We start from the raw sequence: 13,195 nt of genomic DNA, 5'->3' as shown, positions 1-13,195 counted from the left end.
AACTGAAAGTAACAAGTCGCTTCCGCGGCTCCTTGCCATTGTGTCAAATACTATTCACTGGCCGGGCCTATACTACGCGCCCCATGAAGGCCCTTGTTTACGATGTTTCCCCTTTCCGATGGGTGATCTGCAAGGTCGCGGGGGCCGTCGCGCAACGAGCCTACTACGGCGCCTTGTCGGGACTGCGCCTCGTGGACCGACCGATGCCGGAACTGCCGGGCCCGGGTTGGGTTCGCTTGAAAACGCGCCTCGGCGGCATCTGCGGCACTGACCTCGCGTTGATAACGCAGCGCCAGCATCCCGCGACGATACTTCAGGCCTTCGCCAGTTTTCCGGCGGTCCTCGGTCACGAAAACGTCGCGACGATTGATCAGGTCGGCGACGGTGTCGATGACTACCGGATCGGTCAGCGGGTGTGCGTTGAGCCCGCGCTGGGATGCAGGGCTCGCGGCACGGACGCGCTATGTCGGCAGTGCGCCGCGGGGCGAAGCTCGCTTTGCGAGAGCGCGGCCGAAAACGGTTTTCCGCCCCGCTCCCTGATCGGGCTCAATGCCAGGACCGGCGGAAGCTGGGCCGAGTATTTTGTTGCTCATCACTCGCAGCTTCACCTCGTAAACGATTCAATCAGCGACGAGGTCGCCGTGCTCCTGGACCCGATTGCTTCCGCTGCGCATGCGGTCCTGCGCCGACGACCGAAGCCCGGAGAGGCCATACTTGTTTGCGGATCGGGAATTGTCGCCTTGGGCATCATTGCCGCCATCCGGGCGCTGGGACACGACAATCCGATTACGATCCTGGCGAGGCATGCATTTCAGGGGGAACTGGCCGGCGCCCTCGGAGCGACGTCCATCCTTCGGATTCCGCGCGGGGCCGGTAACGCCGAGCGTTATGACGCTATCGCCGATGCCGTCGGCGGCCGCCGTCTGGCCGGGCGGTTCGGGAATCAGGCGCTGATCGGCGGTTTCGATCTGACGTTCGATTGCATCGGAACCGGAACGAGCCTGACCGACGCCATGAAGTGGACCCGCAGTCGCGGTACGGTGGTGCTCGTGGGCACCAGCGGGATCGCGCTCGTGGATACGACGCCGCTTTGGTTCAACGAGATTCAAGTGGTCGGGGCCAACGGCCGGCAGATCGAATGCGACGGCGAGCGGCCGATTCATACGTATCAACTGGTGCTGGAGTGGTTGCGGGCCGGGCGGCTCGACTTGTCGGCCATTCCCGTCGCGCGCTACAAACTCAGCGAATATCGAACCGCCCTGGGACACCTTCTGGCGAGGGGCCGACACCCGATCGTCAAGGCTGTCTTCGATCCCCAGAGCAGTTAGCGCCGCCGCCACGCCGCCCACAAGGTATGATTCCGCGCAATGGGCTACCTGTTGGACTGTCCGGCCTGCCGCAAGTCCCTGACGATCACGCCTGATCTCGTCGGCAAGATGATGGCTTGTCCGCACTGTGCGTGTCACTTCAGCCTTCCCGCCGAGGGCGAGAAACCCTTCGTCGTCCGGCCGTCAAACCCTTCCGTGCGGCCGACCGCCAAATTGGCCCGGTTCACGTTTTCCTGTACCCGTTGCGGGTCCATTCTCGAAGCCCGCGGAGAGCAGTGCGGACAGTTGGGACGCTGTCCGACCTGCGGCGGCGTGTTCACGGTTCCGATGATGGATCCGAGTTCGGGCCTCGCCGCCGGTCCCGCCGCCGTGGCGGAGGACGGTCAACTGCCGACGCCGATGCACGCCTATGCGACCGCCGGAACAAAAGCGCCGACGATCAAGCGGTTGGCCAACGGCGAGCAGGTCATCGTCTGTCCGCGCTGCGGCCGCGACATGCCGGTTGATGTGAATACGTGCCGAGCGTGTGGGATGCCGTTCACGATGGAGGGGGCCACGCAGATCATGGAGGCCGGGCCGATTACGAATTCGCTGGCCCCCTTTGCCCTGACGCTGGGGGTTCTCTCGCTTCCGACGTACTGCCTGCCTGTTCTCGGTCCGGCCGCGGTCATCTTTGGCGCCATGGCCCTTCAGCGTGCTCGGACCCTGGGGCAGATTGGCGCGGGCCGGTCGATGAGCATCTGCGGAATCGTGTGCGGCGGAGTGTCTGTGCTGATCTTTGTGGCGCGGAATGTGGGGATTTTTTGAGGATGAACAATGATGGCCGCGCTAGCCCGGGCCTTGCGTTCCCAGATCAATACGACGCGAGGATTCGCGACAATAGCCGCTCTTCCATGGCCCCGTCGCGGCCCAGGGGAACCCAGCGACGGGCGGCGCGGGCGTCGGCCACTTTTTCCCCCGTGACCGTCGGAAGGTCGGCGTTGAAGCTGCGGATGGCGGACGAAGACGACGTGATCTGGTATTCCGGGACGGACAGGCGATAGATATCGACTTGCACCTCGATCGCCCAATTATCAGCAGCGGGAGGTTGGTCTTTTGGATGACGAATGAACCGCACCGTCGCCTGGCGCTGAACGGTGTGCAGCGAGGCCTCGCCAAGGCTGTATGAATCCGCGACGTCCTGCCGCCATGGCTCATGCCACTGTTTGCTGGTTGTCGGATGAGTGGTGATGATCCCCGCAGTGCGGTCCTGGCGATCGGGACGGAAGTCGTGTTTGATGAGGACGGCCAGAGCCGTGTCCCACAGCGGTTGAACATCTTCGTCGGTAATCGTCGACGCCGTGGGGGATTCGGGAGGGGCCGGACGCTGACAGCCGGCCGCCGCGACGGTGATCAGCAGCATCGAACCGATAATTCGCGTCCCTGCGTTCATCGGACTAGGATAATAACTCCTGGAATCGGACAGTCAAGTAAACCGAAAAACCGGCGAGACCTGACCGTTCAGAAGGAGTAATCATGCCTCACTTGCTCTTACGGCGTCGAACTTACTTGTCCGCTGCGGCGATGGTGCTGTCGATTGCGTTGGGGACGTTCGCGCGGACTCCGTCGGACATCCAATACCCCGACGGCGAGGAGGAGTGGTACGTCGTCAAAATGCAGGACACCAAGTGCGGATACATGATGGCCTCCGCCGACCGCAAGGGGGACGAAGTTCATTCCCAGGTGCGCATGAGCTTCGAGATCGCGCGGGCGGAGGCGACCGTGAAGATCACGATGGATCAGAGCTATCGCGAGACGCTGGGCGGCCGACCGATCGCCTTCTCCCACGAATCCACGATGGGGCAGATGCCGATCGGACACTCCGGGGTGATCAAGGACGGTCGGCTGACGCTGACAACGATGCAGGCCGGCGCTTCGCGCCAAGAGACGATGGACTTCGATCCCGAGATCAAGTTCGCCTGGGGCCAGTTGCTGGAGCAGCGGAAACGCGGCCTGAAGACGGGTACCGAGTTCACCGTGAAGACGTACGAACCGAGCATGAAGCCGGACGGCCCCGTGAGCATGACCTTTAAGGTCCACGGCAAGGACAGGATCGAGCTGGACGGAAAAAAGGTGGATGCCTGGCGCGTCACGGCCACGATGCAGCTTCAGGGAATGCCGATCGTGACGGAGTCATGGGTGGATGAAGATTCGACGCCGCTGCTGACGACGCTCGACATGGGCATCGCCAAAATTACGGTGGTCCGCTCGACCAGGGAGGAGGCCCTTAAGGGCGGGGCGCCGCCGGAGTTGTTTCTCAGTACGTTTATACCGGTCGAGCAGCGCATCGACCCGGAGGCGCGGGAAGTTACTTTGCGCCTTCGCCTGCCCGCGGATGATCCGCGCAAGCTGCCGGAGTTGCCCAAGACGGGCATGCAGTCGTTTCGGCGCATCAACGACCACGAAGGCCTGCTGACGATTCGCCGCATTGACTGGAAGAAAGTCGAGAGGGCCAGCGCCGGCGCGCCCTCTGCGGAACTGCGTGAGTATCTGCGATCATCTACGATGCTGGATCTGGAGGATGGGCGAATAAAGAAGCTCGCGCGAAAGGCGGTTCGGGGAGTGAAGTCGCCCGCGGACAAGGCAGACGCGCTGCGGAAGTTTGTCACGGACTTCGTCGAGGACAAGAGCCTGGACGTGGGCTTTGCAACGGCGAGCGAAGTCGCTCGCAACAAGGCCGGCGATTGCACAGAACACGGCGTGTTGCTGGCGGCCTTGGCGCGGTCGGCAGGGTTGCCGGCCCGCGGCGTCAGCGGGATCGTGCAGATACCGGAGGGCTATGCCGAGGGCCACGAAGCCGCCTTCGGCTATCACATGTGGGCACAAGTCAACATCGGCGGCCAATGGGTGGACATCGACGCGGCGCTGCGGCAGACCGATTGCGACCCGACTCACGTGGCGCTCTCGCTGCTTCCGCTCAACGACGAGGGGATTCTCGATTCCATTGCGACCATGTTGCCGCTACTGGGGCGATTGCAGATCGAGGTCGTGGAAGTGAAGTAGTGCCTCACTCACAAACGCCGTCGGGGGCGGCTGCCTCATATTAATCGCCAATGCAATAGAGATGATCCCGGCCGCGGATGAAGATCTGCCCATCCGCAATCGCCGGCGTGGCCAGGCAGATTTCGTTCATGGAGTTGCTCGCCAGGAGCTTGAACGAATCGCCCGCCTGAAAGACGAACACGTCGCCCGCTTCGTTGACGAAGTAGAGGCGGTCGTCGGCAGCGACGATTGACGCGGAAAATGTGCCGGCTCCCTTGATCCGCTCGCGATAGAGTTGCTTCCCGGTCTTCGCGTCATATGCCGCGAGGATGCCGTTGTCGCTCGCCACGTAGAGGTTTTTGTCCAACACCAGCGGCGTCGGCATATAGGAGCCGTTTTTCGGTTGGCACCAGGCAAGGCCTTCGGGTAGCGCAACCTCATCGGTCGGCGTCAGGTCGCCGCGGGCATCCGCGCGGATGGCGTAGATTGGGCTGCGGCCATGACCGTTCGTCAGGTAGATCATGTCGCCGACGACTTGCGGTGTCGGGACTGGACAGTCGCCGCCTCCGTGCAGCGTCCATAATCGTTCTCCAGTCTTCAGATCGTATCCCGCCATCTCCTTGTATCCGTTGCAAACGACCTGCGTTCGCCCGCCGGACTCGGCGATGCTCGGCGTGCTCCACGTCGTGATATCGACGCGCTTCACGCGGCGCAGCTCGCGGCCGGTCTTCACGTCGAAACTGGCCCAGAACGCGTTGTTCATCGCGTCGCACTGGAGGATGACCTGACCATCATGGATAATCGGCGAATTCGCGCTGCCCCACTCCAGATCCTCCGCGTTGTAGGGACCGCTTTTGAGCAGACCGAGGTCTTTCTTCCAAAGAAGCTCGCCCTCGACATCGTAACAGTAGAGGCCCTCGGAGCCGAAGAAGGCGACGACGTGCGTGCCATCGGTCGCAGGCGTACTGTTCGCATACGTGGCCTTGATGTGACGCTTGGACTTGGGAATACCCGTGTGGGCGTCGCGCTGCCACACGAGGCGACCATCCTTCTTGTTGAGGCACAATACCTTCCACGTCCACGGCCCCTCGTCCGCCGCGGACTCGCCGGTGCCGTCGAGCCAGCCGGTCTTGAATTCCGGCGATGACTTATCCGCGCTGACGGCCGTCGTGAGGAAAATGCGATCGCCCCACAGGATCGGGGAAGAATGGCCCTGGCCGGGGATGGACGATTTCCATTTCACATGTTCCCCGGATTCTACGTCCCATTCAATTGGCGGTCGGCCATCGCCGATACCGCGCCCATTGGGTCCGCGGAAGGAAGGCCAGTTGCCGGCTCTCACAGGAGGACTCGTGAAAGCGAACAGACAAGAGCTGAGGACAAACGCCGATCGGATTCGCATAGGACACCGCCCTGCACATCTTGCGCCGAGACTCTGGCCGGTTCAAGCCCGGCGTCGTTTCAATCGCGCCTGGAGCATTCGCTTGGCCCGTTCGAGTTCGCGACGGCGCGTCGGCGACAGCCCCTTGCCTGCCCGGTTAATGAAAAACTGGATCATGCGGATGCCGGAACTGATGCCCTTGGGGCTGACGCGCCTGCTGGCCATTCCACGAGCAATCGCGGGGGCGCTCCTGGTAAAAAGGCCCGCGGGCGGATACGTCGACGTCGTCTTGACCTTGTGCGACCATTTTTTCTTTTCCGCCACGCGCGATTTCCTCCCTTGCAGCGCCTAGGATCTTTCGGGCCGCGCCAAAAGGAGATGATTGATGATCCGCAAACTGGCCACCGGTCAGTATCGACTCTACTCGCGTAAGAAAAACCCGAAGAGCGGGCGACGTCGCAATCTGGGCACGTTCAACTCGCGGGCAGCGGCCGAGAAGCACGAGCGCGCCATCCAGTATTTCAAGAGGGCGTAAGCCCTTGGCGCGCAGGGACGGCGATCATTCGGTCGGCAGTCCGGCTTCTTTCCACTCCTTGATGCCGCCTTCGTAGGCCTTCACGTCGAAACCTTTTGCCGCGAGGGCTTCGGCGGCCTGGCGGGAAGCCGGGCAATCGTGGCTGGCGCAATACACCACCACTTCCTGCGACTTATCCAGCTCATTGAATCGCCGGTCGAGTTGTGAAAGCGGAATCTTTCGAGAGCCGCGGATGATCCCTTCCTTGTAGTATTCGGGCTCCAGCACGTTCAGGAGTTGGAATCGATCGTGTTCCGAAAGCTTCTGTGACAGTTCTTCTTTTGAAATCGTTTGAATCGTCGTAGGCATCGGTTACTCCAAAGGGGGACTGACGGCAACACTCACCAGTCTGCGCGACAGCCATGAATGGGTGATGAATTCGACGTAAACAGAATGTGATCTTGACGCGCCGATTCTCAATTATTCAGCAAAAACACGGGCATTCGTTACCGGGGTTTTAGATACACCTTGACCGCATTGAAACGTGCTGAATAGCATCCTTCGGCACGGCTAATCTCAACCGCGGAAGCGCGGTGACTCAACTGAACCATCCTCGCCGGCCCTCGCGTGGAACCCTTTTCGTGGAGGTAGAGCATGGCCACGGCAAGATTGATCGGGACTCGGTTTGTAGTGTGTTGCGCGCTCAGTTTACTGGTGCTGACCGGCTGCAACATTCTGCTCGGGTTGTTTACGAATGATGCGGATGGCGACAGCGTCATCAACAACGCCGACAATTGTCCGACGGTGGGCAATACGGATCAGGCGGATGACGACTCGGACGGCGTCGGTAACGCCTGCGACAACTGCGACAATACGGCCAACGGGAATCAACTCGACGCCGACGTCGACGGCGTGGGCGACGCGTGCGACAATTGCCCAGCGCAAAGCAATCCCGGCCAGGAAAACGCGGACTTCGACAGCGCCGGGGATGTCTGCGACGCCCAGCCCCTGAATCCGCTGGTTCAATAACTTCTATTCGGGATCAATTGCCCCTGATCGACGCGTTGCCCAGTGCCCCCACCCGCAGTGCGGGCACTGGGGGACGCGATCGGCCCGATCCGTTAAGATCCGCTCCTTCGGGAAGAAGGTCCTGAGGTTTGGAGCGGATCGATGAAGTACGCATCCCTTGCGATTTCCACCCTGTTACTGCTAACTTCCCTCGCCCCCGCGCAGGACGAGCCCGTGGCATTTGTCGGGGCGAAGATCATTCCCATTGTCGGCGACCCGATCGCCCACGGCACGATTGTCGTGCACAAAGGAAGAATCGTAGCGGTGGGTCCCGACGCTGGATTCGCGGACGCGCAGCGCGTCGACTGCACGGGCAAAGTCATCATGCCCGGCCTGGTGGACACTCACAGCCACATCGGCGGCGGTTGGGCCGCCGACAGCAGCGGGCCGATCCAGCCCGATGTCCGCGTGCTCGATTCCGTCAATGTCCGCGATTCCGGCTTTGTCCGCGCGCGGGCCGGCGGCATGACCACGCTGAACGTCATGCCCGGTTCCGGCCACCTGCTGAGCGGCCAGACAATCTATCTGAAGCTTCGCAAGGCCCGCACGATTGAAGAGATGGCGATCCACGACGAGGCGGGCAATATCCTCGGCGGCATGAAGATGGCCAACGGCACCAACTCCCAGCGCGAGGCGCCGTTTCCCGGTACGCGCTCGAAGTCCGCCGCACTGATACGCGAAAAGTTCGTCAAGGCCCAGGAATATCGCCGCAAACTTCAGCAAGCCGGCGACGACCCGGAAAAACGACCCGAGCGAGATCTGGAGATGGAAGGCCTCCTCGAAGTGCTCGACGGAAAGCGGATCGTCCACCATCACACCCACCGTGCCGACGACATCCTCACCGTCATTCGCCTGTCGCAGGAGTTTCACTTCCGCGTCGTGCTTCACCACGTCAGCGAGGGTTGGAAGGTCGCGGAGGAGATCGCCAAAGCCGGCGTTCCGTGTTCGATCATCCTCGTGGACAGCCCGGGCGGGAAGATCGAGGCCAGAGATTTGCTGCTTAATACCGGTGCGGTCCTGGAGAAGGCGGGCGTCCTGACTGCTTACCATAGCGACGATTGGATCACCGATTCGCGGCATTTTCTCCGGTCGGCCGCGCTGGGCGTGCGAGCCGGGATGTCCCGCGAAAAGGCGCTCTACGCGATGACGATGGCCGGGGCGAAAATGATCGATCTGGATAAACGGATCGGCTCGCTCGAACCGGGCAAGGACGCGGATTTCATCATCCTGTCCGGCGATCCTTTGAGCGTCTATACCAAGGTGCTGGAGACGTACGTCGAAGGCGAAAAAGTCTTTGATCGCAGCGATCCGAAGGACTACCTCTACGCCGTCGGCGGTTACGGCGCGGGCCGGGACCAGGAGATGCACCTGTGCTGCTTTGAGACCGGGGAAAAATAGCCATGAACTCTTCGAAAACAGAAGATGCACCACAGAGGCACAGAGGCACCGAGACGAAGAACAGAGTCCTTTCTTTGTGTCTCTGTGCCTCTGTGGTGAATCTGCTCTATTCGTCCGCGCCCGCTTCAGCCCAACTCGCCATTCGCGGTGAAACGGTCTACACGATGGTCGGCGCGCCAATCAAGGACGGCGTTGTTCTCATTGAAGCCCAAAAGATCGTTAAGGTCGGTCCGGCCGATACCGTCACGATCCCCGACGGAGTAAAGACACTCACGGCCAAGGTCGTCACGCCCGGCCTCATCGATGCCCACAGCGTCGTCGGCCTGACCGGCTATCTCAATCAGGATCAGGACCAGGACCAGCTCGATGCCAGCGAACCGATTCAGCCCGAGTTGCGGGCCATCGATTCCTACAACGCGCAGGAACGCCTCATCGAATGGGTCCGCGGCTTCGGCGTCACGACCCTGCACACCGGCCACGCCCCCGGCGCGCTCATCTCCGGACAGACGATGATCGTCAAGACGACCGGCAACACGGTCGAGGACGCGGTCATCAATCCAACCGCAATGGTGGCCTGTACGCTGGGCGAAGATGCGCGGGCCAAGGGGAAAGATGCCGAGAAAAAATCTCCCGGCACGCGCTCCAAGGCGATCGCGATGCTCCGCGCACAGCTCATCAAGGCCCAGGAGTACCAGCGAAAACTGGAACTGCCGGATGAAAAGAAGCGGCCTGACCGCGATCTGCGGCTGGAGACGATGACGCGCGTCCTCAAGGGCGAACTGCCGCTGCTGGTCACGGTCCACCGGGCGACGGACATCGTTTCGGCCCTGCGCGTGGCCGGGGAGTTCAAGATCAAGATCGTGCTGGACGGTGCGGCGGAATCTTACCTCGTCATGGACCAGATCAAGGCTGCCGGCGTGCCGGTCATCATCCACCCGACCATGACGCGTACCGGTCGCGGCGAGACGGAGAATCTGAGCATGGAATCGGCGGCGACGCTGATCAAGGCCGGGATCCCGGTCGCCTTGCAAAGCGGCTATGAGGACTACGTCCCCAAGACGCGCATCGCCCTCTTCGAGGCGGCCATCGCAGCGGCGAACGGCCTGACGTTTGAGCAGGCGCTAGGCACGATCACGATCGACGCGGCGAAAATGCTCGGCATTTCCGACCGCGTAGGCTCCCTGGAACCGGGCAAGGACGCCGACGTGGCCCTCTACGACGGCGATCCCTTCGAATACACGACGCATTGCACCGGCGTGGTGATCAACGGCCAGGTCGTCAGCAGCGAGACGCGATAGGAATGCGCGGCGGCGGTGCGCGATCCTGCTCGGCACTGCCTCCGTCGTGCGCCGGGAAACACCGCCTTAGGCGTCGACCAGCGTCTCGAATCCGCCGTAGACCATCCGCTTACAGTCGAAGGGCATCTTCTTCGGGTCGCACATCTGCATGAGGCGCGGGTCCTTCATGACCTTGGCGTTCACCTTGTCGCGATGGGCCCGCGACTTGAAGACGATGTACGAGAAGACGACCGTCTCGCCGGTCTTGGGCTTGACCAGCTTGGGAAACGGCATTCCGAACTTCACGTTCAGGTCCTCTCCGACGCACTCGCGATACTCGAGCGCGCCGTGGTCGCGCCAGATCTTGCCGGCCTTTTTCGCAATGCCGACATAGGCCTTGAGGTTTTTCTTGGGTACCGGCAGTACGTATCCATCAACATAAGCCATGGTATTTCCTCCGTTGGCAGCCAGTCTAACCGCCTGCGATCGCGCCGACAATAAGGAAGGGTTCGCGGCCGGTCGCGACCGCCTCGGGCAGCGGGACATCCGGCGATTCGTGCGACAGGTCACGTTCGCAGGCGAAAAAGCGGATAAACGGCCGACGTTTCAACGTGCCATGATCGCGGATCGTGCCGCGGAGCATCGGATAACGGGCATCGAGGGCGTCGAGGACGGAGCGCTGTGTGATTGGGCCTTCCACATCAAGAGGCACCTCGTCGTCCACGCAGGCCAGGGTTCGCAGGTGGAATGGGATAACGACTCGGATCATGTCACGCAGCGCGAAGATCGTCGCCAGGAACTGAGCTAAGGCCTCTCGCTATTTTCGTGTGGCGGATCGACCCGCCCGCGCTAATCGTCGACATCCACATCGACGTCGACGTCGTCATCATCATTGTCCGGGATGTTAACTCGGACGCGGGCGTAGGGCGCATCGACCTTGATGTCCGCGTCGTCGTGGCGCGCATGATGGTCGCAGCACTCATGGCTGTTGTCGGAGCACCCCGCACCCAATCCGACGGCCATCCCCAGGGCAAATACAAAGCTCAGGACAAGTCGCATGTTCAATCTCCGAATCGGCGAGACCGGTGGATCATAGTCTCGCGGTGTCCCGCCTTCTTTCTATCGGCTTCCGGGGCATTCGTCCTATGCCGGATCGGGGATTGTTCCCCCGACCGGCGCTGCGCACTCTGGGCAGCGACCGCTGACGTTGCCAGTGAGGTTGTAGCCGCATCGCGCACAATATCCGGGCTTTTTCTCAGCCTTCATGGCCCACAAGAACAAAAGTGCTGTCGGAATCAGCACCACGAAGAACTGTACGGCCAAGTCGAGAAACAGCCTTTCCGGGCTGTAGTTTCGTGAGGTAGCGGCGACGCGAAAAGCCACGACTAGTTTGGCAAAGATCGCTATGCAGCATCCGAGCCCGGCCCACTTTAAGAGGCTTCGGGCGTCGCGAGAGACGATCGCCGGATATAGCATGAGTATCGCAATAAAAACTCCGAGATGAATCCTCGAATGCCAGCTCAGCCAAGTTGCTCCCGGTCGTGGGGGTGTGGTCGCCATGCCAATATTCGTTACGTACCATAGGTAGGATAGGATGCCCGGCACTCTTGCAAGATGAGGGTACGAGGACACACCTGCGCTTGTGGGCGTCTTTCCGTCAAATCGAAGTCGGCCCTCCCGGATTTCAATACGGATGAATCCGTCGCTAAGGGGAATATGGTGGAAAAAGATCGCGCGCTGCGAGAACGCTGACCAAACCATGATCGCCAGAACGAGGATCGCACCGCCGACCAACAAGAGCACGTGCGACTTATGGGCGGGCCGAGAAGTAGTTGCAGCGTTCAATGCGGCTTGCATATCGTTCCGCACTCCGGGCAGCGACCGCTGACGTTGCCGGTGAGGTTGTAGCCGCAGCGGTGACACAAATGTCCTTTTCTGGCTTCACGAACACCGCGCTCCATGAGAAAAAAACCGGAGACAAAGATGGAAAACGGCCAGAGGAGGTTGATTCCATTCATTGTGTGGTACGAATTCATGTAATAGCCCTGTTCGCAGCCCGGGCAAGACCGCATCATTGCTTCACGGCACCAAAGGTCGAAATCGGCACTTCGCACGGCGTCCGATTTCTTATCACTCCCCGATGACGGATTCCATGCAAAGTGAACTTGGCCCGTCGCGACCGCTGCGCGGGCGAAAGGGATTTGGGCGCCCATCTCTCGTCCCAGGCTCAGCGCCCAACAAACGAGCAGAGACACGCAAAAGCAGGCGAACGCCACTCTCGTGCGCGGTCGAGTTCGGAATCGAAGGCAGATTTTTCCAATTTGTGGGTTTGGCGTCCAAGCGAGGAATGCCGCGAGGCACACCACCACAAGCGCTCCGAGGGGTATCTGCCCAATCACAAACAGGGCCTGATCCGCCTTGTGAAGTGCTATGGCGCTGCTCGGAATCTCGATGTCCATGTGAAGATCGTATTCAGGCCACCAATCGATAACTCCACGATGGATCGCGAAAATGCAAGATTCGACTTTCAGGATGGCGGTCCAGAAATAGGATGTGATCCAGAACGCGACCATCAAGAGCGCCGCTACTCCAGCGACGAGCAACAACCCCTTTTGTCTTAGCGACATTCTGTCAGAAACTGGGAATTGTTGTATCATAGTGAAACGGGCGTTCCGCATTCCGGGCAGCGACCGCTGACGTTACCGGTGAGGTTGTAGCCGCAGGAGTGGCAGTGACCGGGCGGCATAGACTCCCGCTTGTTTCTCCGACCTTCGACGACCATCAAGGCGATCGCCACGCACGGTGAGCCGATCATGATGATGCCCCCGAAGATCTTTTGAAAACGCGAGCCGGTTCCAATGCCAGCGGCAATCATCAAATCGCCAAGCGTGATCCCTGCGAAAAGAACAATCAAGGCAAGGAGGGCCGGACTTATTCGCAATCTAAAAATAGACGGAACGACCCGAAACCCATGTTGTTCGCGATGGCCCATTTCTTCATTGTACCCCTGACTCAGGCGATTATTCTCCTGCCCCTCGGTCGGTGGTATAACCTGCCGCTGAAATAATCGCGGCTTGGTGGGCAAGTCGCTGAAATAGCCTTGTGGGAACAGACTCCCGCCGGCACGCCTGCGAGAAAGGACTCTCGCAGGAACACTGCATCGAACCCTCACCCCGGCCCTCTCCCTCGAAGGGAGAGGGGGAGTGGC

16 protein-coding genes are annotated in these 13,195 nt (G+C 60.9%); 7 read left to right on the top strand and 9 right to left on the bottom strand.

What is annotated here, in order from left to right; genetic code table 11:
* Window positions 1-83 precede the first annotated feature (83 nt).
* Together VJZ71_04145 and VJZ71_04140 are read left to right on the top strand one after the other, a co-directional pair.
* The gene (locus tag VJZ71_04145; protein HKQ47245.1) at window positions 84-1,328 is read left to right on the top strand and encodes an alcohol dehydrogenase catalytic domain-containing protein; all 1,245 of its coding nucleotides are present in this window, start codon (window positions 84-86) and stop codon (window positions 1,326-1,328) included.
* A 39-nt stretch (window positions 1,329-1,367) separates the two neighbouring features.
* Window positions 1,368-2,135, top strand: coding sequence for a DUF4190 domain-containing protein (locus VJZ71_04140; GenBank protein HKQ47244.1), 768 nt, complete (start codon window positions 1,368-1,370; stop codon window positions 2,133-2,135).
* A gap of 46 nt (window positions 2,136-2,181) precedes the next feature.
* On the opposite strand, the gene VJZ71_04135 is transcribed toward VJZ71_04140, so the two are convergent.
* A complete protein-coding gene (locus tag VJZ71_04135) occupies window positions 2,182-2,730 on the bottom strand; it encodes a hypothetical protein (protein HKQ47243.1) in 549 nt (182 codons plus the stop codon).
* 113 nt (window positions 2,731-2,843) lie between these two features.
* Here VJZ71_04135 and VJZ71_04130 point away from each other — a divergent pair, with 113 nt between their 5' ends.
* The gene (locus VJZ71_04130) at window positions 2,844-4,370 is read left to right on the top strand and encodes a transglutaminase family protein (protein HKQ47242.1); all 1,527 of its coding nucleotides are present in this window, start codon (window positions 2,844-2,846) and stop codon (window positions 4,368-4,370) included.
* A 40-nt stretch (window positions 4,371-4,410) separates the two neighbouring features.
* On the opposite strand, the gene VJZ71_04125 is transcribed toward VJZ71_04130, so the two are convergent.
* Together VJZ71_04125 and VJZ71_04120 are read right to left on the bottom strand one after the other, a co-directional pair.
* Window positions 4,411-5,592, bottom strand: a complete 1,182-nt coding sequence (locus tag VJZ71_04125; protein ID HKQ47241.1) for a PQQ-binding-like beta-propeller repeat protein — start codon at window positions 5,590-5,592, stop codon at window positions 4,411-4,413.
* 201 nt (window positions 5,593-5,793) lie between these two features.
* Window positions 5,794-6,054 (bottom strand): DUF3175 domain-containing protein, encoded by a 261-nt coding sequence (locus VJZ71_04120; protein HKQ47240.1) that lies wholly within the window; start codon window positions 6,052-6,054, stop codon window positions 5,794-5,796.
* A 61-nt stretch (window positions 6,055-6,115) separates the two neighbouring features.
* On the opposite strand from VJZ71_04120, the gene VJZ71_04115 reads away from it, so the two are divergent.
* Entirely contained in the window at window positions 6,116-6,265 is a 150-nt protein-coding gene (locus VJZ71_04115; GenBank protein ID HKQ47239.1) for a hypothetical protein, read from the top strand.
* A 24-nt stretch (window positions 6,266-6,289) separates the two neighbouring features.
* Here the strand turns inward: VJZ71_04115 and VJZ71_04110 are convergent, their stop codons facing one another.
* Window positions 6,290-6,613, bottom strand: coding sequence for a rhodanese-like domain-containing protein (locus VJZ71_04110; GenBank protein ID HKQ47238.1), 324 nt, complete (start codon window positions 6,611-6,613; stop codon window positions 6,290-6,292).
* Between the two features lie 285 nt (window positions 6,614-6,898).
* Here VJZ71_04110 and VJZ71_04105 point away from each other — a divergent pair, with 285 nt between their 5' ends.
* From VJZ71_04105 to VJZ71_04095, 3 genes are all read left to right on the top strand, one after another.
* On the top strand, window positions 6,899-7,273 hold the full coding sequence (locus tag VJZ71_04105; protein HKQ47237.1) for a thrombospondin type 3 repeat-containing protein: 375 nt from the start codon (window positions 6,899-6,901) through the stop codon (window positions 7,271-7,273).
* A 141-nt stretch (window positions 7,274-7,414) separates the two neighbouring features.
* Window positions 7,415-8,710: an amidohydrolase family protein gene (locus VJZ71_04100; GenBank protein HKQ47236.1), complete on the top strand. Its 1,296-nt coding sequence runs from the start codon at window positions 7,415-7,417 to the stop codon at window positions 8,708-8,710.
* Window positions 8,711-8,805: 95 nt separating this feature from the next.
* Complete coding sequence (locus VJZ71_04095) at window positions 8,806-10,008, top strand: amidohydrolase family protein (protein HKQ47235.1); 1,203 nt, start codon at window positions 8,806-8,808, stop codon at window positions 10,006-10,008.
* A 66-nt stretch (window positions 10,009-10,074) separates the two neighbouring features.
* Here the strand turns inward: VJZ71_04095 and VJZ71_04090 are convergent, their stop codons facing one another.
* From VJZ71_04090 to VJZ71_04070, 5 genes are all read right to left on the bottom strand, one after another.
* Window positions 10,075-10,434: a DUF1428 domain-containing protein gene (locus VJZ71_04090; GenBank protein ID HKQ47234.1), complete on the bottom strand. Its 360-nt coding sequence runs from the start codon at window positions 10,432-10,434 to the stop codon at window positions 10,075-10,077.
* 25 nt (window positions 10,435-10,459) lie between these two features.
* Window positions 10,460-10,756, bottom strand: a complete 297-nt coding sequence (locus VJZ71_04085) for a MoaD/ThiS family protein (GenBank protein HKQ47233.1) — start codon at window positions 10,754-10,756, stop codon at window positions 10,460-10,462.
* A gap of 80 nt (window positions 10,757-10,836) precedes the next feature.
* Complete coding sequence (locus tag VJZ71_04080) at window positions 10,837-11,046, bottom strand: hypothetical protein (GenBank protein ID HKQ47232.1); 210 nt, start codon at window positions 11,044-11,046, stop codon at window positions 10,837-10,839.
* Window positions 11,047-11,828: 782 nt separating this feature from the next.
* Window positions 11,829-12,614: a hypothetical protein gene (locus tag VJZ71_04075; GenBank protein HKQ47231.1), complete on the bottom strand. Its 786-nt coding sequence runs from the start codon at window positions 12,612-12,614 to the stop codon at window positions 11,829-11,831.
* A 26-nt stretch (window positions 12,615-12,640) separates the two neighbouring features.
* Window positions 12,641-12,862, bottom strand: a complete 222-nt coding sequence (locus VJZ71_04070; GenBank protein HKQ47230.1) for a hypothetical protein — start codon at window positions 12,860-12,862, stop codon at window positions 12,641-12,643.
* Between the last annotated feature and the right edge of the window lie 333 nt (window positions 12,863-13,195).

It is taken from the genome of Phycisphaerae bacterium (assembly GCA_035275405.1).
Classification (GTDB): domain Bacteria; phylum Planctomycetota; class Phycisphaerae; order UBA1845; family UTPLA1; genus DATEMU01.
The sequence above is the reverse complement of the archived record's forward strand: the minus strand, read 5'-3'. Positions and strand labels throughout refer to the sequence as shown.